Annotated in this window: 16 protein-coding genes, 1 tRNA gene and 1 pseudogene; 6 read left to right on the forward strand and 12 right to left on the reverse strand. The window is 72.0% G+C overall.

The genetic code is table 11. The features are described from left to right. Nucleotides 1-77: 77 nt before the first annotated feature. The 3 genes from ACFCV8_RS02310 to ACFCV8_RS02320 form a co-directional block, all read right to left on the reverse strand. Complete coding sequence (locus tag ACFCV8_RS02310) at nt 78-1,091, reverse strand: agmatine/peptidylarginine deiminase (protein ID WP_376683349.1); 1,014 nt, start codon at nt 1,089-1,091, stop codon at nt 78-80. A 211-nt stretch (nt 1,092-1,302) separates the two neighbouring features. Beyond that, nucleotides 1,303-3,060 carry an amidase gene (locus ACFCV8_RS02315; RefSeq protein WP_376683350.1) on the reverse strand — a complete coding sequence of 586 codons (1,758 nt, stop codon included), beginning with the start codon at nt 3,058-3,060 and terminating at the stop codon, nt 1,303-1,305. Between the two features lie 367 nt (nt 3,061-3,427). Further along, complete coding sequence (locus tag ACFCV8_RS02320) at nt 3,428-4,003, reverse strand: TetR/AcrR family transcriptional regulator (RefSeq protein ID WP_376683351.1); 576 nt, start codon at nt 4,001-4,003, stop codon at nt 3,428-3,430. Nucleotides 4,004-4,703: 700 nt separating this feature from the next. On the opposite strand from ACFCV8_RS02320, the gene ACFCV8_RS02325 reads away from it, so the two are divergent. Further along, nucleotides 4,704-5,387, forward strand: a complete 684-nt coding sequence (locus ACFCV8_RS02325; protein ID WP_376683352.1) for a TetR/AcrR family transcriptional regulator — start codon at nt 4,704-4,706, stop codon at nt 5,385-5,387. Between the two features lie 132 nt (nt 5,388-5,519). Continuing rightward, nucleotides 5,520-6,683: an agmatine/peptidylarginine deiminase gene (locus ACFCV8_RS02330; RefSeq protein ID WP_376683353.1), complete on the forward strand. Its 1,164-nt coding sequence runs from the start codon at nt 5,520-5,522 to the stop codon at nt 6,681-6,683. 489 nt (nt 6,684-7,172) lie between these two features. Here ACFCV8_RS02330 and ACFCV8_RS02335 read toward each other — a convergent pair whose 3' ends face one another. The 5 genes and pseudogenes from ACFCV8_RS02335 to ACFCV8_RS02355 all read right to left on the reverse strand — a co-directional run bounded on the left by ACFCV8_RS02335 (nt 7,173) and on the right by ACFCV8_RS02355 (nt 11,375). Continuing rightward, complete coding sequence (locus ACFCV8_RS02335) at nt 7,173-7,706, reverse strand: SpoIIE family protein phosphatase (RefSeq protein ID WP_376683354.1); 534 nt, start codon at nt 7,704-7,706, stop codon at nt 7,173-7,175. Further along, nucleotides 7,646-7,849: pseudogene (locus ACFCV8_RS02340) on the reverse strand (SpoIIE family protein phosphatase); the annotation flags it as partial. The pseudogene ACFCV8_RS02340 and the gene ACFCV8_RS02335, both read right to left, overlap by 61 nt. Beyond that, the gene (locus ACFCV8_RS02345; RefSeq protein WP_376683355.1) at nt 7,762-8,190 is read right to left on the reverse strand and encodes a hypothetical protein; all 429 of its coding nucleotides are present in this window, start codon (nt 8,188-8,190) and stop codon (nt 7,762-7,764) included. The pseudogene ACFCV8_RS02340 and the gene ACFCV8_RS02345, both read right to left, overlap by 88 nt. Before the next feature lie 425 nt (nt 8,191-8,615). Next, nucleotides 8,616-8,689, reverse strand: a tRNA-Pro gene (locus ACFCV8_RS02350). A 52-nt stretch (nt 8,690-8,741) separates the two neighbouring features. Next, nucleotides 8,742-11,375 carry an AAA family ATPase gene (locus ACFCV8_RS02355; protein WP_376683356.1) on the reverse strand — a complete coding sequence of 878 codons (2,634 nt, stop codon included), beginning with the start codon at nt 11,373-11,375 and terminating at the stop codon, nt 8,742-8,744. A gap of 108 nt (nt 11,376-11,483) precedes the next feature. Here ACFCV8_RS02355 and ACFCV8_RS02360 point away from each other — a divergent pair, with 108 nt between their 5' ends. Together ACFCV8_RS02360 and ACFCV8_RS02365 are read left to right on the forward strand one after the other, a co-directional pair. Further along, nucleotides 11,484-11,984: a DUF309 domain-containing protein gene (locus ACFCV8_RS02360; protein WP_376683357.1), complete on the forward strand. Its 501-nt coding sequence runs from the start codon at nt 11,484-11,486 to the stop codon at nt 11,982-11,984. A gap of 91 nt (nt 11,985-12,075) precedes the next feature. After that, nucleotides 12,076-12,537, forward strand: a complete 462-nt coding sequence (locus tag ACFCV8_RS02365) for a hypothetical protein (RefSeq protein ID WP_376683358.1) — start codon at nt 12,076-12,078, stop codon at nt 12,535-12,537. Nucleotides 12,538-12,544: 7 nt separating this feature from the next. On the opposite strand, the gene ACFCV8_RS02370 is transcribed toward ACFCV8_RS02365, so the two are convergent. Genes ACFCV8_RS02370 through ACFCV8_RS02385 form a run of 4 tightly spaced genes read right to left on the reverse strand, consistent with a single transcriptional unit; the run spans nt 12,545 to nt 16,953 of the window. Beyond that, nucleotides 12,545-13,780 carry an FAD-dependent oxidoreductase gene (locus ACFCV8_RS02370; protein ID WP_376683359.1) on the reverse strand — a complete coding sequence of 412 codons (1,236 nt, stop codon included), beginning with the start codon at nt 13,778-13,780 and terminating at the stop codon, nt 12,545-12,547. Further along, nucleotides 13,777-15,222 carry an NAD(P)/FAD-dependent oxidoreductase gene (locus ACFCV8_RS02375; protein ID WP_376683368.1) on the reverse strand — a complete coding sequence of 482 codons (1,446 nt, stop codon included), beginning with the start codon at nt 15,220-15,222 and terminating at the stop codon, nt 13,777-13,779. The genes ACFCV8_RS02370 and ACFCV8_RS02375 overlap by 4 nt, the downstream gene beginning before the upstream one ends. Before the next feature lie 19 nt (nt 15,223-15,241). Further along, nucleotides 15,242-16,675, reverse strand: coding sequence for an FGGY family carbohydrate kinase (locus ACFCV8_RS02380; protein ID WP_376683360.1), 1,434 nt, complete (start codon nt 16,673-16,675; stop codon nt 15,242-15,244). Beyond that, a complete protein-coding gene (locus ACFCV8_RS02385; protein WP_376683361.1) occupies nt 16,672-16,953 on the reverse strand; it encodes a hypothetical protein in 282 nt (93 codons plus the stop codon). Before ACFCV8_RS02385 ends, ACFCV8_RS02380 begins: the two co-directional genes overlap by 4 nt. A 186-nt stretch (nt 16,954-17,139) precedes the next feature. Between ACFCV8_RS02385 and ACFCV8_RS02390 the strand changes: the two genes are divergently transcribed. Together ACFCV8_RS02390 and ACFCV8_RS02395 are read left to right on the forward strand one after the other, a co-directional pair. Next, a complete protein-coding gene (locus ACFCV8_RS02390) occupies nt 17,140-18,147 on the forward strand; it encodes a hypothetical protein (protein ID WP_376683362.1) in 1,008 nt (335 codons plus the stop codon). Between the two features lie 127 nt (nt 18,148-18,274). Beyond that, complete coding sequence (locus tag ACFCV8_RS02395; protein ID WP_376683363.1) at nt 18,275-19,804, forward strand: amino acid permease; 1,530 nt, start codon at nt 18,275-18,277, stop codon at nt 19,802-19,804. Nucleotides 19,805-19,867 lie beyond the last annotated feature (63 nt).

The following is a 19,867-nucleotide window of genomic DNA, read 5'->3' on the forward strand; positions in this document are numbered from 1 at the left end:
CGTATCGGGGTGGTCCCGACAACGCGGCGGGCGCGCGCACCGGGCACGCGAGCCCGGCAGGGTCCGGACGAGAGGCCCTACGCGAGGGGGCGGGCGGCGGGGATCTGCTGTGTGATGCAGTGGACCCCGCCGCCGCCGAACGCGATCGCGGGGGCCCGCACCCCGACGACCTTGCGGCCCGGGTAGGCCGACGCGATCACCGCGAGCGCGTCCTCGTCCTGCGGCACCCCGGCGACGGGGACGACGACGCCGCCGTTGGCGACGTAGTAGTTGAGGTACGACACCTCGACCTCGTCACCGGCCACGTCCGCGAAGGCCACCTGCGGAACGTCGATGATCTCCAGCGGCCGGCCGTGGGCGTCGGTGGTGACCTCCAGCACGGCGCGGTTGGCGCGCATCCGCGCGTAGTCGGGGTGGCCGGGCTCCTCCGGAAGGGAGACCACGACCTTGCCGGGTGCCGCGAAGGCACAGACCCCGTCGACGTGCCCGTCCGTCTCGGTGTCGAGCAGCCCTCCGTAGGGAAGCCAGACGACCTTGCTGACACCGAGCCGGGACTTCAGCTCGGTCTCGATGTCGTCCCGGCTCATGCCCGGATTGCGGTTGGGGTGGAGCAGGCACTGTTCGGTGGTGATCAGGGTGCCCTCGCCGTCGACGGTGATCGCTCCCCCTTCGAGGATCATGTCGGAGTGGATGCGCTCCACCCCGAGGTGCTCCAGCAGCAGGGAGCTGATCCGGTCGTCGGCGTCGTACGGGTGGTGCTTGCCGCCCCAGGCGTTGAAGCGGAAGTCCACCCCGGCGCGGTGGCCGTCGCCGTCGAGGACGAACAGCGGGGCGGAGTCGCGGAACCACGAGTCGTCCAGGGGCAGTTCCACCACGTCGACCTGCGCGCCGCACCGGGTCCGGGCGTCATCGCCGTGGCCGGGAGGGGCAACCATCGTGACCGGCTCGAAGGCGGCGACGGCTCGGGCGACGTTCGCGTACTCCTCCTTGACCTCGTCCAGCACGCCGCCCCACAGATCCGGACGGGTGGGCCAAGCCATCAGGCACCCGTCGTGCTCGGACCACTCGGCAGGCATACGGAATGCAGTCATCACATCTCATTTCTTCTTGCCAGACGCACTTGTCGAGGGCCGCCGACCAGGCACAAGGCCGGTTCGGGCCACAAGACGAGTACGGGGGTGTGCGGGAATCTTCCTCTCAACTGAAAATTCAGTCAAGAGACGGGCGGTCTTAAAAATCACCGCTCGACAACGCGGAGGACCAGGCGTCCGTACGGGTACCGACTCCGCCTCTGCCCGGGGCTCAGTGTGTGCCGTCGACCTGTCCGCCGACGGGGAGCCGCGGGGTGCGCGGCGGCTCCGCGCGGCGTCGCCCGGTCGCCTCGAAGGCCGCGGCCAGCCGGAGCAGCGCGTTGTCGTCGTAGGCACGGCCCGCGAAGGTCAGCCCCACGGGCATGCCGGTGTCGGCCATGGTGCCCATCGGCACGGTCACGGTCGGAATGCCGAGGTGCCGGGGTACGAGATTGCCGTTCGCGACCCACACGCCGTTGCGCCACCCGAGGTCGGCGGAGGCCTCGTTCACGTCCATGTCGGCCGGACCGACATCGGCGACCGCGGGGAACACCACTGCCTGGAGGCGCAGTCCGTCCATCCACGCCTCCAGGTCGATCCTGCGGGTCTCCTCGAGCCCGCGCAGCCCCTGCTCCAGATGCGGGATCTCGGTGAGCGAGCGGTACGGACGGTCGCGCACCAGCCCGGGGTAGTCGGCGATCACATCGTCGAAGCCGGCGTAGCGGTCCGGCAGTTCGCCGGGATGCTTGGGCCAGATCCGTTCGCCGTCGACGTCGGCGAGGGACGGGAGCGCGGGGTCGGCGTTGGCACGCAGGAAGTCGTCCCAGGCCCAGGCCGACAGGTCCAGGGCCTCGCAGGCGAGGAAGTCGTGGCCGACCAGGCCCCGGGTCCGCAGGGACGGTGCTCCGGGACGGTCGGACTCGTAGTTGGTCACCACGGGGAAGTCGACCTCGACGACCTCGGCACCGGCGGCCTCCAGGTCACGGCGGGCGGCCTGCCACAGGGCGACGACCGAGGCGCGTGTGTCGATCCGCTGCCCGGTCTGGCCGCCGATGCCGCCGCCGTGCCCGGTCCCGGCATCGGGGTCGGCGTTGATGTACATCCTGGGCACGCCGACGCGCTTGCCGACGAGCGCTGCGCGCGCCGCTGCCGCGTCCGCGGGGGCCAGCGCCGGATACGACGCCGGGCGCACCCGGGACGGCGCGGGAAGCGGCACCCACGGCTGGGACCGCCACAGGTCACCGCGCGTTTCCGGGTCGTCGGCGACGATGACGTCGAGGAGTTCCAGGAGGTCGGCCATGGTGCGGGTGTGAGGGACCACCACGTCCATGGTCGGCACGAGCGGCCAGTTGCCGCGCACCGAGATCACGCCGCGGCTGGGGGTGTATGCGCACAGCGCGTTGTTCGACGCGGGCGCCCGGCCCGAGGACCAGGTCTCCTCGCCGAGGCCGAACGCGCCGAACGAGGCAGCGGTGGCGGTGCCCGAGCCGTTGGAGGAGCCGGAGCCGTAGGCGCTGGTGAGCCAGTCGGCGCTGTACGGGCTTTCGGCGCGGCCGTACACGCCGCGCTGCATGCCGCCGTTCGCCATCGGGGGCATGTTGGTCAGGCCGATGAGCACGGCCCCCGCGGCGCGCAGCCGCTCGATGGCGAAGGCGTCGCGCTGGGCGACGAGGTGCTCGAACGCGGGCGAACCGGCGGCGGCGGTCAGCCCCTTGGCGAGGTAGCTGTCCTTGGCGGTGTAGGGGATACCGTCGAGAGGACCGAGGGCCCGGCCGCGGGCGCGGCGCGCGTCGGACGCCTCGGCGTCCGCGCGGGCGCCGGGATTCATCACGACGAGAGAGTTGAGCGCGGTGGCGGTGCCGGGCCGGTCGTACGCCTCGATCCGGGCGAGGTAGGCGTCGAGCAGGCCGACCGCGGTGGCCTCCCCCTTCTCCAGTGCCGTGCGCAGGTCGGCGATGCCTGTCTCGACGACATCGAATGCGCGGTTCATACGGGTGCCTCCAAGGTGATTGGGTCGAACGATGCGGTGCGAGGCGCGTCCGGCCTCGAAACACGCAGCGCCGGGCCGGAGTGCGAGCAGGAGGGCGCGGCCGTACCGCCACGGGCGGCAGCGGGAGAGAGGGCGGCCTCGGTCCGGGCCTCTCGGCGGCTGTGTGGCGTGAAATAGCCAGGAACGATGGAGCCACTCTGGCATTGACTGAAAATTCAGTCAATAGATGAGAGATGCAGGGACCGGGATCCACCGGCTCGGGCGCCGTGGCATTGATCAAATCCGCTGTTCCCGACGACCTGGTGGGCGGCGACGACCGGCAGCACGGCCGCTCCGGTCCGCTCTCCCTCCGGAAGAGGCCCTGGATCTACCCCAGCCGCGCCAGTTCGGCGTCGATGGCACCACGCATCAGATCACGGGCGTGCTCGATTCGGATCCCGCCGCTCAGCCATCGCATGCTCAGGCCCTCCAGGAGGGCGGTGAGCCGCTCAGCGGCTGCGGCGAGCGAGGAGGCGGACGCCATCGGCTGCACGTGGCCCAGCAGTGCCGCCACGTCCTGCACCCAGGTGAGGGTTGCCCTGGCGAGGTCCTCGCGCAGTTCCTCGTCGAAGACGGCGCTGGCCCGCAACTCGCCCCAGGCCGAGCTGTTCTCCCTCACCTCGACGGTGTCCTGGAGTTCCAGGAGGAGGGTGTCGTCCAGTTCCTCGCGGGGGGTGGGGGCGGGGGCGTCCGGGTCGCGACTGGTGGTGTAGCGCTCGGCGCGGTTGTTGATGAACTCAAGCGTCTGGCGCAGGATCCCGGTGCGGTCCTTGAAGTGGTAGTAGATCAGCGCGGTGGACACACCCGCCTCGGCCGCGAGTTCTTCCACGCGCAGCCCGCGGACCCCGCGCCGGGCAATCACCCGGGCGGCCGCTTCGAGGATCTGAGTACTGCGTGAGGCCATGACGCGAACCCTACCGGGCGCTTTCCGGCAGGGCGCTCGCGGCCCGGGGCAGAGCCTCCGCGGCCCGGAGCAGGGCATTTTCGAACGACCAGGACCGCCCGGCGCGACCGGACAGCGACCGGACACCCCCGGGTGCGTCCACGGATCCGGCCGGATCACCGCTCACGCGGGGCGCCACGCACTGCCACGGCAAAGCGGCGCGGGCACGGCTCACCGCGCTCGACAGTGCTCCACAGTGACAGTGACGGCCTCACTGGCGGTGGGCCCTTGGACGAGACACACGATGGTGATCGCCTTTCCGGCTCCGCGCCGCGGATGCAGAAGGGCCGCTCGTCGCCCAGGCCACCGAACGGCAGCTCATTCACCGGCCTCCGTCCCGATGCGGTGGACACAGCCGGCGGGGCCCGGATCGCTGCCCGACGCCATGAAGGCGTCACTGTCCTCGGGCTGGACGAACCCGTGCCGTCGCCCCTGGACGCCAGGAAGACGTCTCGGACATCCGCGCAGCCGGACCGGGCAGCACACCGGGGAGCCGAGCAGACATGCGGGTGCTCTTTCAGCGGGAGGGGGCCAGGAACGGAAGGCCGGCTGCTTCCTCGCGCGCGGACGAGGCGACAGGTCCGGCAGGAGCCCTCGGGCGAACAATGGACCCAGAGGCCGCGTCAGGCTTCTAACTAAAACTTCAGTCAATTATGGCACCATGGTCACGCAGATCACCGGGAGGGATCAAGTGGCGACGGACCGCAGAACGGCAATCCTGGAAGGGGCCGCCCGGCTGATAGCCCGCCGCGGGGTGCGCGGCCTGCGGGTCGAAGAGCTGGCGGCGGAAGCCGGTGTGTCCGCTGCGCTGATCTACTACCACTTCAAGGACCGGGCCGGCATCCTGCTCCGCACCCTGGAGTTCATCAGCGACCGGGCGGAACGGTACACGGCCGAGCGCGGTGACCACACCGCACCCACCCGTCACAGGGGCGCACTGGAGCGGTCCTTCCTTCTGGAGCTCCAGGACCTGCCCGAGGTGCGCGAGAACAGCATCGCCTGGGGTGAGCTGCGGGCCAGCGCGGTCTTCGACCCCGTACTCCGGAGCGACCTGGCCAAAGCCGGTGCGGCCTGGGCCCGCGAGGTGGCGGAGCTGCTCGGCGCGGCGCACCCGGCGGCCTCGGCGGCGGCCCGCGCCGCATCCGCCGAACGGCTCACCGCCCTGCTGGAAGGGCTCAGCATGCGCTGGCTGAGTGGCGTCCTGTCGCTGGAGCACGCCCAGAAGCTCATCATGGAGGCGATTGCGGTGGAAGCGGAGCAACTGGACGGTCCAGGGGCGCAGCCCCTGGGACCCGGGGGGTCCGGCGGCGCAGAGCGGGTGCGCGCCACTACGCGAGAAAATTGACTGAAATTCTAGTCAGTGTCACAGTGGGGTCCGGTTCGTTCGGACTCGTGCGCGAGTCCGTCCTTCCACCGTCTCGTGTCCCCCACCGCGGCCGGATGCCTTCCTGCCAGTCCACGATCGGAGCAGTCCACGGTGATCACGCTTCCCCCCTCCCGTCGTTCCGCCCTGCTCGCCTTTGCCGGAGCCGGCGCGGCCGTGCTCGGCGTCTCGGCCTGCGGCCCCGGCGAACTCACGCGAAAGGGCGATGCCTCCGGCAGCCCGCACAAGGAGGCAGCAAGCGCCGGCACGCGACGGATGGGGGCCGAGTGGGAGAGCCACACCCGGACCTTCATGTCGTGGCCCGCGCTGGATTCGGTCTGGGGGGAGGACCTACCCTACGTACGGGAGGACATCGCGCGGGTGGCGCGTGCGATCGGGGAATACGAAGAGGTCGTCCTGATGGCCCGGCCCTCGCAACGGGCCGCGGCCCAGAAGGCGTGCGGTTCCCAGGTCGAGGTCATCCCGCTGGAGGTCGACGACCTGTGGGCCCGCGACACCGTGCCCGTCTTCGTGAAGGACAACGGCAAGGTCACGGGCGTCGACTTCAACTTCAACGGGTGGGGCGACAAGCAGGTTCACGGCGACGACGCCCGCGTCGGTCGCACCCTGCTGCGGAAGTACGCGATCCCCCGTGTCCAGGCGCCGTTGGTCGCCGAGGGAGGATCCTTCGAGTGCGACGGCGAGGGGACCCTGATGGTCACCGAGAGCTCGATCGTCAACAAGAACCGCAACCCCGGCAAGAGCCGAGACCGGATCGAGGCCGAGCTCAAGCAGACCCTGGGCCTGGAGAAGGTGATCTGGCTGGCCGGGGTGCGCGGCGAGGACATCACCGACGCCCACGTCGACAGCCTCGTGCGGTTCACCGCACCCGGTGTGGTCCTCCTGGACGAGGCGTTCCCGGGAATGCCCGCCGACTCCTGGTCGCGCTCCTCCGACCAGGCGAGGCACGTACTCTCCAAGGCCACCGACGCCCGGGGCCGGCGATTCGAGATCATCGACCTGCCGCAGCCCGACCTCGACAAAATCACGGGGCGGGGCGACAGCTTCGTGTCGAGCTACGCCAACTTCTATGTCGCCAACGACGCCGTTTTCCTTCCCAGGTTCGGCGACAGGGCGGCCGACGACCGCGCCCGCGGGATCCTGCAGGAGCAGTACCCCGAGCGCGATGTCGTGCAGGTCGAGATCGACACCATCGCCTCCGGCGGCGGCGGTATCCACTGCTCGACCCACGACCAGCCCGGCAAACCGGCTGCCTGACACGACGGCGCGTCGCGGCCACCGCGTCCGAGCTCCGCTCGGGGCGCGCCGGGCTGCCGGGAGCCCACAGGTCCGGCTCCGCCCATTGATCCAAGAGCCATCGGCCAGGTCGGCTTGGTTCCCGCTGTCCGCCGTGGGTGGACAGCTCGGCCCGGATGGCTTTCCCGCGCGGGCGGTAACGCGTGCCCCGGTGCTCGGCGCAGTGGGCGACGAGGAACGGGCCGCGTCCGTCTTCGTCGCCGCCGCAGGCCCGGCTCGGATGGAATGAGGTGCTGCTGCCGTCGGAGACCTCGCAGATCAGGGTGCGACCGCAGAGGAGGCGGACGCGGATGGGCTGTGTGCCGCGGCGGACGGCGTTGGTGATCAGCTCACCGAGGACCAGCTCGGCGATGAATCCGATCTCATCCGGCCTCCATGCGTCCGGTCTGCGGGCACAGTGCGAACGCACGGGAGCCACTGCCGCCGGGCCGGAGGGGACGTCCCATTCGGCTACGCGGGAAGAGGCCAGCAGTTGGGTGCGAGCCACCAGCAGGACGATGCCGTCGCTGAGAAGGGGCGAGGAGCACGGCGTCGAGGACGGTTGCCGCACATGTCTCTTCCGAGGTGCGACCCTGCCCCGTCGACAAGGGCGGCGCGCAGCGGCTCCAGGCACGTGCCGCGGTTGCGGTGCTCGACGAGGCCGTGGGTGAACAGCACCGGCCGGGAGCCTTCCGGCAGGGACAACTCGGCGATCTCCACCGGCAGACCGCCGCACAGGCCCAGGGGCGGCGAGACGAGCACATCGGCAAAGGAGACCGTGCCCTCCGGGAGGACCAATGCCGGTTCGGGACGGTCGGCGCAGGCCGGCGTCGCCCGTCCGGTGACCGCGTCGCCGATGGCGTGTGGACAGCCGGCACGCCGGTGATGACCGCGCCGTTGCTGTTGCGACTCGTCGGCGTCGACCGGGCGACCAACTCTTCGTGCCGGCACAGGAGTTCTTTGGCGGGAAGGTCGAGAGCGGAGAAGGTGTGGACGGCGGTACACAGGCGGCCCATGGTGGCGGCGGCGTGCAGGCCGTGGCCCACGAAACCGCCGATGATCAGGGCGAAGCGGGCGCCGGGCAGCGGGATGAGGTCGAACCTGTCACCGCCGACGCCGGCCTGGGCAGGGCGATACCGGTGGGCCACGTGAAGAGCGGACCATTCGGCCAGGGGGCCGGACGGCAGGCAGCGTTGCGGGTGGCGGCCGTCGTGTGTTCGCGGGCGTGACGGCGGGCGTTGTCGATCACCACCACGGCACGGGCGGCCAGTTCCCTGTCGGAGGGCAGGTCCTCTTCGTCGAACGGCCCCGGCCCCTCCCGGTACCAGGAGCCGGCCGGTCCCAGCACTACCTCACGGGCCCGTAGCTGCGCGGTGACGAGCGAGTGGATGCCGTAGTGCAGGATCTGACGGGCCCGATCGGGGTTCTGACCCGCCCAGGCCGTCGGCAATGCGCGGAGCCGGGCCGTGAACACCGCGTGGCCGCTCATCGCACTCGATGCCATCGGCTCGCTGGGCAGAAACCTGATCAGTTCACCCGAAGGGTGGAGGCGCGAGTCCTGCCGGACGCCGCTGACAGCCGTGCGGCGCAGCTCGGGCGCGGCCCTCGGCGGGCTCCCCGCCCTTCAGGACCGGCTCCAGGAGTTCGACAGTGGCGAATTCGGCGAAGCGCGGGACTCCAACTCCGGTCAGCTCCCGGGCGGTACGCGCCACATCCTGGCTGGTACCGATCCGCGCCCCGGCGTCGTGCGACGGCTTCAGACGCTCCCGGGCGACTTCCGCCCTGCCGGTCAGCGTGCGTTGTGCGGCGGGGTCCCGCAGGGTCAAGGACACCGGTCCCCATCCGGCCCCCAGGAATGATCAGGGCCGGTTTCGGATGTCTCCGAAACCGGCCCTGATCTACGACTGTCTCCAGTCGGGACGACAGGATTTGAACCTGCGACCCCTTGACCCCCAGTCAAGTGCGCTACCAAGCTGCGCCACGTCCCGATGCGAAGGACCTCCCCGGGCTGCCGGGGGGCTTCGCAGGACAAACATTACCTCACTCCGAGGACCGGATCGACGCCCGTGCCTGGTGGGCGCGGTTCGCCAGGGATTCCGCGCCGCAGGCGGTGGCCAGTTTGTACGCCCGGGCCAGTTCGCGGGGCGAGCAGATGGCGATGCCGTAGTCGACGAGGGCCAGCGCGTGTTCGTACGCGGACGGGGACGATTCCAGGTGGCGGACCGACTCGGCCAGCAGGCGGGTGGCCTCCTCGGGAGCGGCGAAGACTGCGAGGCAGCGCAAGGCCTCGCCGATCGCGGTCTCCGTGCCGAAGCGTTCGGCGTGGACCCGTGCGGTAGCGGCGAGCCGGGCGGCGCGGTCCGGGTCCTCCTCTGCCAGGGCACGGGCGAGGTCACCGGCCCACGGGGCCCATACGCCGTTGAACCTGCCGCGGGGTTCGAGGCCCTGGCCGGCCGCTTCGAGCTCGGCGATCGCTTCCTTCGTACGGCCTTCGGCCAGCAGCAGCCGACCGCGTACACACGGGCCGTCGGGGAGCACCATCGCGCTGGGGTAGGGCGCCGAGAAGGTGTAGCGGTCGGCGATCTCGCGGGCCTCGGTGACCCGGCCCCGGGCGACCAGGGTGTCGATGAGCAGGCAGGCCGCGTCCCAGTGGACCGGCAGTCCGCTGCCCACGCGGTCGGCGAGGCGCAGTCCTTCGCGCAGGAAGCCCTCGGCCTCCGCCAGCCTGCCGCGACGGCGGTGGACCAGCCCGAGCAGGGTGTGGGCGAACGCGAGGTGCGCGCCGCTCCAGCCGGAGATCTCGAAGGCCCGGACGGCCTCGCCGAAGAGTTCCTCGGCGCGGTCGAGCTGGTCGGTGAAGGCGTAGGTGATGCCGACCAGTGTGGGCAGCTCGAAGCCCCATTCGGCGTCGGTCCAGCCGAGTCCCCGGGCCGGGTGTCCGTCGACCAGGGCGCGTTCGCAGAGGTCGACGACGAGCTGGGCGTTCTCTCCGCGCAGCATGGCGTCGAAGGCGCGGAGCGTGAGCAGGGCGCGCTCGGCGTTGTCGCGGCCGTGCAGGTGGTCGGCGTTGCGCGCGAGCCGGGCGGAGCGGGCGGGGCCGTCGTCCTCGGCGGCCTGCATGCCCTCCCAGAGGAAGTGGGCGGCCTGTAGCCGCATCAGGCCGGGGCCCGGGGCGGTACGGGCGGCCTCCGCGGCAAGGGCGCTCGCCGCCTCCTTGAGCTGGTTGTTGTGGGAGTGCGCGGCGGCGAGGCGGTAGGTGGCGTCGATGCGCTGGTCGTCGTCGAGTCCGGGCATGCCGAGGGCGTCGCGCAGGTGCTGGACGGTGGTGGCCGGGGAGCCGAGCAGGGTGGCGCAGCCCAGCTCGTACAGCAGGGTGGCCTTCGCGCGCTCGCGCGGGGGTTCCCGCAGGGCGCGCTCGAGGCAGCGGCGGGCGGCGTCCGGGGCGCCGACGGCGAGGTGCTGCTTGGCCGCTTCGCGGAGCTGCTCGACGAGCTCCTGGTCGTCGTCCGGGTGGACTTCGAGGAGGTGCCGGGAGGCCGCGGCGGGGCCGAGCCCGGCCCTGTTGATCGCCCAGGCGGCCCGGCCGTGCATGGCGGTGCGGGTGGCCGGCGGGATGGAACGGTAGACCGCGCTCGCGATGAGCGGGTGGACGAACTCCAGCGGGTCGAAGCCGGTGACGATGCGGGCTTCACGCAGCCGCGCCGTGCAGTCGGCGGCCTCGGCCGAGGTCATTCCGGCCAGGGTGGCGGCCAGGTCCTGGGAGATGTCGGTGCCGAGGACCGCCGCGGCCCACGCGAAGCGGGTGGCGTTGGTACCGAGCCGTTCGAGCCGGGCGACGAGCCCGCTGCCGCGAGCGGAGGCGCCGAGCTCGCGCAGCAGTCCGGCCGACTCGTCGAGCGGCACCAGTTCGCGGTCCTGCACCTTGGCGACGAGCTCGACCGCCTCGTACGGGTTGCCGCCGGTGACGGCCCACACCTCGCGGCAGAAGGGATCGTCCGCGTGTTCACCGAGGGCGGCGCGGACCAGTACGGCGGTGGCGTCCGGGGTGAGGGCGCGCAGCGCGACCCGCACCTGGGAGGGGTGGGCGCCGCCCACCCCGTCCTCCTTCTCGCGGGCGGCCAGCTCCTCCGGGCGGTGGGCCTGGACGACCAGGACCGGAAGCTCGCCGAGGCGCGCGGTGAACGAGGCGAGCCAGGCGAGGGATTCGCCGTCGGCCCAATGCGCGTCGTCGATGACGAGCAGCAGCGGACGGTGGCTCAGCCGGGAGGCGAGGCGGCCGACGACGTAGTCCAGCCCGTCCCGCACACCCTGCGGGTCGGGCTGCGGGCCGCTCGGCTCGGCCAGTCCGAGGGCCGGTGCGGCGACCTCGTACCAGGAACCGAACAGGGCACGTACCTCGTCGGGCGGGAACTGGTCGAAGGCCGGCTGGAGCAGTTGGCGTACGACGTGGAACGGCACCGAGGTGACCGTTTCGCCGCCCCGCGCGGACCAGACCGTGCAGCGGTCGGCGGCCATCGCCTGGATCTCGGCGAGCAGCGCGGTCTTGCCGATGCCCGCCTCGCCGCTGAAGATCAGCAGTCCGCCGACGGCTTGGGCGCCGCAGAGTGCGTCCACCGCCTGCGCGGCGGCGGCGAGTTCCGGTTCGCGTTCGTACAGCGGCCGGGACGGCTTCATCCCTACCCTCCCCAAGGGTGGTGCGTGTGGATTTCGACACTAGTCGTGAACGGTGGTCGACGGACAGTGGTTCGGACAGTTCACCGCGGGTGCGGGCACAATCGTGGAGTGGACGAGAAACGCAGGGACCGCGACGCCGGGGGCAGGGCACGCAACGCGCGCCCGCGCGACGGGCTGGGCCGCCCGCTTCCGTACGGGAGCGAGGGGGTCGCGCGGCAGCCGGAGGGGGTGGTGCGTACCCCCGAGGAGACCGTGCGCGAGGCGCAGCGGCTGCTGGACGCGGGGATGCCGTTCCATGCGCACGAGGTGTTCGAGGACGCGTGGAAGTCGGGCCCGGACACGGAGCGGGAGCTGTGGCGCGGGCTCGCGCAGCTGGCGGTGGGGCTGACCCATGCGGCCCGGGGCAACGCGAGGGGCGGGGCCCGGCTGCTGCGCCGTGGTGCGGCGGCGCTCGGGGGCATCACCCCGGCCCGGCCGTACGGGATCGGCGTCGAGGGGCTGATCGGCTGGGCCGAAGGGCTGGCGGACGAGGTGGCCGAGGGGGCCGCGTCCGGCCGGGGTGTCGATCCGGTGGCGCGGGCTCCGCGGCTGCGCGGCCCGGTGCGGTGAGGGTGCGGGAGCGGTCCGCTCCGCAGCGGATTCGCCGCCCGTCGCACCGAGCGGCGAACAGGGCGGCCCGCAGCCATTACGATCGCGCGTCATGAGCACATCTGACCAGGGCCAGGAGCAGGACCAGGGCGCGAAGGCCCCGATAGCCGCCGAATCGGACACCGTAGACGCGAAGACGAAGACGGACGCGGAGACGGACGCGAAGGCGGACGGTCCGACGGCGGAGGTGACGGCGGACATCGGTGAATCCGGCGCCGGCACGAACGGGCTCGACGCGGCCGACGAGGCCGACGGGCGGAAGCTGACACCTCGCCAGGCGAGACGGCTGCGGATGGCCCTGTCGGCGGTGGGCATGGCCGCGATGGCGGTGGTCCTCGCCCTGCGGATCGCCAGCCGGTCGTCCGTCCTGGTGGTCGGGGTGTACGGGCTCGCGCTGATCCTGTGCGGAATCGTGATCGAGCTCAGCCGCAACGGACGCACCCGGCTGGGCAGTTGGCTGCTCGCCGTGGGCCTGGTGGCGGCCATCGGTTCGGACTGGCTGCTGATTCCCTGACGTACGGTCAGCACACCGTGATCCGTACGGTGCCGCCGTCCGGTTCGACCCGGTCGAGCCAGCCGGCGCGCAGCGGGAACGAGCTGCCCGGCTCGGCGGGCCGCAACAGCCGCCGCCGGTACAGCTCCCGGCCGTCCTGCCGGACGGTGAGCAGCGGCGCGATGAGCCTTCGGTCGGCGCGCAGGAGGAAGCGGCCGCCGGTCGGGAGGGTGCCGTCGGGACCGACGAGGTTGGGTGCGACCCAGCGCAGCGGGGCGTCGACGGCGACGGCCGGCCTGCCGGTGGGCCATGCGCCGGTGGTCAGGTGGCGCAGTACGGGCGCGGCGACCGCCCGGCCCTCGGCGAAGGCGTGGCCCGCGCTCTCCACGCCGTGCAGCAGGTTGCCGACGGCGAAGACGCCGGTCCGGTCGGTGCGGTGGGCCTCGTCGTAGGCGGGGCCCCGGGTGCCGGGGTCGAGGGTGACGGTGCCGCGCCGGGCCAGTTCGTGCTCGGGGATCCAGTCGCCGGTGAAGACGACGGTCTCGCAGCGCAGTGTGGTGGTCCGGCCGTCGTGGTGGCGCACGGCGACGCCGGTGAGCCGTTCCCGTCCGGTGAGAGCGGTGACGGTGGTACGGGTGAGGACGGGGGTGCGGTCGCGGCCCCGGGCCAGGGCGGCGAGCGGGGCGGGCGGCCGGTCGGTGACCAGGGCTACGACCTCCGCGCCGGCGACGCGCAGGGTGTCGGCCGCGGCACGGCCGACGGGCCCGTCGCCGATGACGACCGCGCGGCCGCCGATGCGCCGCCCGTACAGATGGACGGCCTGCTGGAGTTCGCCGGTGGTGTGGACGCCGGGCGGGCGGCTGCCGGGGACGAGCCGGGCGCTGCGGGGGCGTTCGCGGGCGCCGGTGGCGAGGACGATCGCGCGGGCGGTGATGCGTTCGAGGCCGGTGGGTGCGGTGGTGTCCACGGTGAGCGGTCCGGCCCAGTCGGTGACGGTGACGCCGGTGCGCAGGGCGGCTCCGGCGCTCAGGGCGGTGGAAACGCAGCTTCGGGCGTACGCGGGTCCGGTGGCCGTGCCCCTGCCGAGGACGGGGCCGCCGAATCCGCCGTGGTGGCAGTGGCGGGGGATGCCGCCCGCGGTCTGTTCGCGTTCCAGGATCTCGACGCGGCCCGCGCCGGACGCGGCGAGTTCGGCCCCGGCGGCGAGTCCGGCCGGGCCGCCCCCGATGATCAGGACGTCGACGGTGCGTTCGTGCCGGGTCATGACCGGGCCTCCTCGAACAGGGCGCGGACCGTGGCCCCGCAGTAGAACCCCTGGCACCGGCCGTTGCCCGCGCGCGTTCTGCGGCTCAGGCCGTCCGGGGAGCCCGGTGGCACGGTGCTCGTCAGGGCGTCCCTGATCTCGCCCGCGGAGACGCGTTCGCAGTGGCAGACCAGGGTGCCGTACGCGGGATCGCGGGCGATGAGCGTGGCGTCCTGGTAGGGCCGGGGGAAGGACTCGCCGAGGTTGGGCAGGGTGACGGGCGGCAGTTCGGCGGGTTCGCCGAGGTCGAGGCCCGATTCCCCGAGGAGTTCCATCACATGGGCGGCGATGGCCATGGAGGCGGTGAGCCCGGTGGAGCGGATGCCGCCGACGGTGATGTGGCGCTCGTCGGGCCGGCAGCGGATGCGGTAGTCCTCCTGGCCGATGGCGGCGCGCAGTCCGGCATAGACGGCGGTGACCTCCTCGTCGAGGAGGTCGGGCAGGATGCGGCGGCCCTTCTCGCGCAGCAGGGTGAGGGCGTCGGCGGTCGATCCGGTGGCGGTCTTGTCGTCGATGTCCTCGGCGGTGGGGCCGAGCAGCACGTTGCCGAAGACGGTCGGCGCGACGAGTACGCCCTTGCCCGCGGCGGTCGGAACCGGGAGCAGGATGTGGCGGACCAGGTCCCGGGCGAGCTTGTCGAAGACGAGGAGCTGGCCGCGGCGCGGGGTGACGGTGAACTCGGTGTGGCCGAGCAGCCGGTCGATCTCGTCGGCGTGGAGACCGGCGGCGTTGATCAGGTGACGGGTGCGCAGGGTGCCGCGGGAGGTGGTGAGAGTGTGGAGGCCGTCGCCGTCGTCGATGGCGCTCACCCGGCAGTTGAGGTGCAGGTGGACTCCGGCGCGCACGGCTTGGGTGGCGTAGGCGAGCGGGGTCGTCCAGGGGCAGATGATGCTCTCGTCGGGGATCTCCAGGGCGCCGAGGGCGCCGGGGCCGAGCCGGGGTTCGCGGGTGCGCAGTTCCTCGCCATCCAGCAGGCGGGCCTCGTGGTACTCGTTGCGCTCGGCCTTGGCCAGCAGGGCGGGGAGGGCGGCCAGTTGTTCGTCGTCCCAGGCGACGAGCAGGGCGCCCACGCGCTCGACGGGGATGCCGCTCTCGGCCGCGTAGGCGCGCAGCCGGTGCTGTCCTTCGCGGACGAGCCGGGCTTCCAGGGTGCCCGGGACGGCGTCGAAGCCGGTGTGCAGGATGGCGGTGTTGGCCTTCGACGTGCCGGTGGCGATGTCGTCGGAGGCGTCGAGCAGGGCGGTGCGCAGGGGGTGGCGGGCCAGTTCGCGGGCGATGGCGGTGCCGACGACGCCCGCGCCGATGACGGTCACGTCGTACACCGGGACTCCGGTGCCGAAGCCCGTGCCGGGCGGCCGCTCCATGGTCGTCAGCGTTCCGGAGGTGGTGATCGTGGTGCGCATGGTGTGACTCTCGTACGTGTCAGGCATGGTCCAGCAGGGTCTGTACGCCGGTCCGGAACGCGGCGAGCCGTTCGGCGGCCCGGTCCGCGCCGATGCGGGGCTCGTACACTGCGGCGGGCTTCCAGTCGGGGACCGCCTCGCGGACGGTGAGGTGCGGGTCGAGGCCGAGCCGGGCGACCGCTCCGATGCCGAGCGCGGTGGCGTCGGGCAGCGCGGACACCTCGACGGGCCGTTGCAGCAGGTCGGCCTGGGTCTGCATGAGGAGCTCGGAGCGGGTCAGGCCGCCGTCGACGCGGAGTGAGGTGAGCGGTGCGCCGAGGTCGGTGGCGACCGCCTCGGTGAGCTCGACGACCTGGGCCGCGATGCCTTCGCACAGGGCCCGCACCAGGTGGCCCCTGGTGGTGCCGAGGCCGAGGCCGGTCAGCGAGCCGCGCAGGTCGCCGCGCCACCAGGGAGCGGCGAGCCCGGCGAGCGCGGGGACGAAGGTGACGCCACCGGAGTCGGGGACCGTCCGGCCTACGGGGTCCAGGTCGGCCGCGCCGGAGATGACCCCGAGGCCGGCCAGCCAGTCGACGGCGGAGGCGGCGGTGTAGACCTGCCCGTCGAGGCAGTAGGCCGTACGGCCGCCGAGCCGCCAGGCCACGCAGCCGACCAGTCCGGTGGTGCCGCGGCGCGGGGCGGGCCCGGTCTGGGCGAGGAGGAAGGCGCCCGTTCCGTAGGTGCATTTGGCGTTGCCGGGGTCCAGGGCGTTCTGGGCGAGGAGGGCCGCCTGCTGGTCGACGAGGAGTCCGGTCAGCGGGAGTTCGCCGCCGAAGGCGGTCGTCGTGCCGACCGTGCCGTCGCAGTCGACGACGTCCGGCAGGCGCTCGTCGCCGAGGCCGAAGATGTCCAGGGCGCGGGGCGACCAGCCGACCTGCTCGAGATCGAGGAGCTGGGTGCGTCCGGCGGTCGCCGCGTCGGTGACGAACGCTCCGGTCAGCTGGTGGACGAGCCATGCGTCGGTGGTGGTGACGACACCTTCGCGGGTCAGTTCCCGGCGGATCCAGGCCATCTTCGGCGCCGCGAAGTAGGGGTCGAGGGGGAGGCCGGTGAGCCGGGTCAGCTCTTCCTCGTAATCGGCGAGTCCGGCGCAGAGTCCGGCGGAGCGGCGGTCCTGCCAGACGATCGCGTCGGTGAGCGGGCGCCCGGTGGCCGGGTCCCAGGCGAGCACCGTCTCGCCCTGGTTGGCGAGGCCGACCGCGCGGACCGGCTCTCCCGCTTCCCGCAGTGCCCGGCGGCCCGCCTCGACGACCGAGCCGAGCAGTGCGGCGGGGTCCGTCTCGACCGCTCCCGCGGAGCCGTGCCGTACGGACACCGGCACCGACGCGGAAGCGATCACGCCGCGCTCGGGACAGATCACCAGGGCCTTCGTCCCCGACGTGCCCTGGTCCACGGCGAGTACCGGGCCTGTCATCGACTTCTCCAGCGGTGCGGAAGCTCGGCGGCTTGAACGGAATCGTGATCACTGAACTCGCGGCCCAGAGTGGTGCAGACCACCTCGTACGTCAAGGGCCGACCGGCCCTTGACCGGAACTGCCCGAACAGAAGGTTCGCTTTTGAACGTCCGGTTGAATGAACGGACTTGAGTAAGATCCGCGAATCGGCCCGGAGATCGACGGCGGTGGCCTTACACTCACCGCCGTGCAACAACCGGACGCTTTCGAGCAGTTCGTTCTCCAACAGCTGTTTCACCCCCCACGTCCTTGAGGATTGATGAGATCGAAACCCTGTCCCGCGCACTGTTCCACCGGCTCCCGGGCCTCCCGCATCAGCATGGGTTCCATGCCGCCACCGGGCTGCGTGACGTGCTGAGAAGATCTATCGACCGTCGCATCACGGCCCGCGGTCCGGCCTGTCGTACGAGGGCGGAGCAGGTCCATGGCCAGCGGTGATTTCCGGCCGGTCTATCACCCGGCCGGCCATGACAACGATCTGCGGGCCGCGTTACAGGATCTGCGCACGGGACGCTGGATGTCCATGCGCAACCTCCTGGAGAACACGCCGGACTGGACCCTGTGGACCCAGCGCACCCAGGTACTCGGCGCGGTGGCCGCCGGTTCGGACGCGGTGCAGGCCTGGCTGGCCGAGGAGCCCCGGAGCATCGCCGGCGCGGTGATGCAGGCGCGGGTCGTCGTCGAACGCGCGGTGCGCGCCCACCGCGAGGGTCACCACCGGGCCCGTGAACTGTGGCAGGAGGCCTGGCAGGCCTGCCGGACGGCGGCGAACGCCTCGCCCGTGGACCCGGTGCCCTGGATCTGCCTGCTGGCCCTGTCCCAGCTGGACGAGCAGCAGCAGTTGGAGGAACACCGGCTGCATCCGCCGGGCCCGATGCTCTTCCCCGGCCCGTGGGGGCTGCTGGCGGAGGCCGACAAACGCGATCCGTACAACCGCGAGGCCTACCACCGGATGCTCCAGTTCGTGTACGCCCGCAAGGCCGGCGGTTCCCTCTCGGAGGCGGTCAACTTCGTTCAGTGGGCGGCCTCTTCGGCGCCGGACGGCTCCGCGCTGCACGCACTGCCGCTCTATGTGCGGGTCGAGCGCTATCGCCGCGAGCAGGGTCACGAGAAGGCCCTCGACCTGCACTGGGTCACCGAGGACGCGGAGCGGGACGCGGTCCGCGCGCTGGACCTCTGGTTCCGTCGTACGGCTCCGGTCGCGCGCTCGCTGCTCGACCTCAACTACCTGGCCCACGCCTTGTGGGGCGCGCTGCAGTTCGCGGACGCGGCAGCGGTGTTCGAGGCGCTCGGCCCGTACTTCACTTCCGTTCCCTGGGTGTACCGCACCCGGGACCGCAAGGGCCCCGGCGACGCGGAGGACGTCTTCCTCCGCGCCCGCAGCCGCTGCCTGGCAGCGCCCCGCACCCCCGGACGGGGGCCGCGCCGCTGAAATGACGGCCCGGGGCCGCCGGTTCCGTCCGCCGGCCCCGAGCCGGTCCGGGCCCGTCCGCCGTCATCCCCTTCCTTCCCTCTCGTCCGTCCCCCTCTTTTCCGTACCGCTCATGGAGGTTTTCCCGATGTCCATATCCACCCCGACCCAGTCGGGCGCGGAGGCCGTACCGCCGAGAGACGAGGAGGAGCGCCTGCGCGAACTCGGCTACCAGCCGGTGCTCGCCCGCCGCATGGGCGGCTTCGGCAACTTCGCCATCAGCTTCTCCGTCATCTCGATCCTCTCCGGCTGCATGACCCTGTACGGCTTCGGCATGTCGACCGGCGGTCCGGCCGTGATGCTCTGGGGCTGGGCCGGTGTCGGGCTCTTCGTCATCTGCGTCGGCATGGCACTCGCCGAGGTCACCAGTGCCTACCCGACGTCGGGGGCGCTGTACTACATGGCGGACCGGCTGGGCGGGCGCAAGTGGGGCTGGTACACCGGCTGGCTGAATCTGCTCGGTCTGCTGGGTGCGATCGCGGGCATCGACTACGGCGCGGCGCTGTTCACCGGCGCGTTCATGAACCTGCAGTGGGGATTCACCCCCACCCCCGGCAAGACGATGATCATCTTCCTCTGCATCCTGCTGCTGCACGCGACGCTGAACCTCTTCGGCGTCCGGCTGGTCAGTGTGCTGAACTCCATCAGCGTGTGGTGGCACCTCGTCGGTGTCGCGGTGATCGTCACCGTGCTCGCGGTGGTGCCCTCGCACCACCAGTCGCCGTCGTTCGTCTTCACCGAGTTCGTCAATGACACGGGCTGGCACAACCCGCTGTACGTGGCGGCGATCGGCCTGCTCCTCGCCCAGTACACCTTCTGCGGTTACGACGCCTCCGCCCATCTGTCGGAGGAGACGTCGAACGCCTCCGTGACGGCCGCCAAGGGCATCGTCCGCGCGATCTGGGTCTCGTGGATCGCCGGTTTCGTGCTGCTCGCCGGGCTGACCTTCGCCATCCAGGACTACGCAGGCACCCAGAACAGCCCGACCGGGGTGCCTCCGGCGCAGATCCTGATCGACGCACTGGGCACCTCCGGGGCCACCGCGATGCTGCTGATCGTGATCGCGGCGCAGCTGTTCTGCGGGAACGCCGAGGTCGCCGCCGCGAGCCGGATGGTGTTCGCGTTCAGCCGTGACAACGCGCTGCCCGGCTCGGCACTGTGGCGCAAGGTGAGCGGCCGTACCCAGACTCCGGCCAACGCGGTGTGGCTGTCGGTCGCGGTCGCCGCGGTCCTGGCACTGCCGTCGCTGTACTCCGCCACCGCGTACGGCGCGGTGACCGCGATCAACGTCATCGGGATCACCCCCGCCTACGCGATCCCGATCTTCCTGAAGCTGCGCTCCGGTCACCGGTTCGAGCGCGGGCCCTGGCACCTGGGGCGGTGGAGCAAGCCGATCGGCTGGATCGCCGTGGTGTGGGTGGCCATCGTGACCGTGCTGTTCCTTCTTCCGCAGTCGTCCCCGGTGACGGTCGACTCGATGAACTACGCCTCGATCGCGCTGATCGCGGTGCTGGTGCTGGCCACCGTGTGGTGGTTCGTCGCCCGTCGCTCGTACAGCACGCCGTCGGCGTACGGCAACGCCCGCGAGCAGGCGGAGATCGAGGAAGGCATCGTCTGACCCGGCTCCGCCGCCCGGCCCTTTGGCCTCTTTCGGCCCTCCCGGACCTCCGCCCACGACGAG

Source organism: Streptomyces sp. NPDC056347, from assembly GCF_042262625.1.
Classification (GTDB): domain Bacteria; phylum Actinomycetota; class Actinomycetes; order Streptomycetales; family Streptomycetaceae; genus Streptomyces.

What these genes read in the sequence shown, in the direction of transcription:
- ACFCV8_RS02310 (WP_376683349.1), bottom strand. Translation starts at nt 1,091, where the DNA reads ATGACTGCATTCCGTATGCCTGCCGAGTGGTCCGAGCACGACGGGTGC.
- ACFCV8_RS02315 (WP_376683350.1), bottom strand. Translation starts at nt 3,060, where the DNA reads ATGAACCGCGCATTCGATGTCGTCGAGACAGGCATCGCCGACCTGCGC.
- ACFCV8_RS02320 (WP_376683351.1), bottom strand. Translation starts at nt 4,003, where the DNA reads ATGGCCTCACGCAGTACTCAGATCCTCGAAGCGGCCGCCCGGGTGATT.
- ACFCV8_RS02325 (WP_376683352.1), top strand. Translation starts at nt 4,704, where the DNA reads ATGGTCACGCAGATCACCGGGAGGGATCAAGTGGCGACGGACCGCAGA.
- ACFCV8_RS02345 (WP_376683355.1), bottom strand. Translation starts at nt 8,190, where the DNA reads ATGAGCGGCCACGCGGTGTTCACGGCCCGGCTCCGCGCATTGCCGACG.
- ACFCV8_RS02355 (WP_376683356.1), bottom strand. Translation starts at nt 11,375, where the DNA reads ATGAAGCCGTCCCGGCCGCTGTACGAACGCGAACCGGAACTCGCCGCC.
- ACFCV8_RS02365 (WP_376683358.1), top strand. Translation starts at nt 12,076, where the DNA reads ATGAGCACATCTGACCAGGGCCAGGAGCAGGACCAGGGCGCGAAGGCC.
- ACFCV8_RS02370 (WP_376683359.1), bottom strand. Translation starts at nt 13,780, where the DNA reads ATGACCCGGCACGAACGCACCGTCGACGTCCTGATCATCGGGGGCGGC.
- ACFCV8_RS02375 (WP_376683368.1), bottom strand. Translation starts at nt 15,222, where the DNA reads ATGCGCACCACGATCACCACCTCCGGAACGCTGACGACCATGGAGCGG.
- ACFCV8_RS02380 (WP_376683360.1), bottom strand. Translation starts at nt 16,675, where the DNA reads ATGACAGGCCCGGTACTCGCCGTGGACCAGGGCACGTCGGGGACGAAG.
- ACFCV8_RS02390 (WP_376683362.1), top strand. Translation starts at nt 17,140, where the DNA reads ATGGCCAGCGGTGATTTCCGGCCGGTCTATCACCCGGCCGGCCATGAC.
- ACFCV8_RS02395 (WP_376683363.1), top strand. Translation starts at nt 18,275, where the DNA reads ATGTCCATATCCACCCCGACCCAGTCGGGCGCGGAGGCCGTACCGCCG.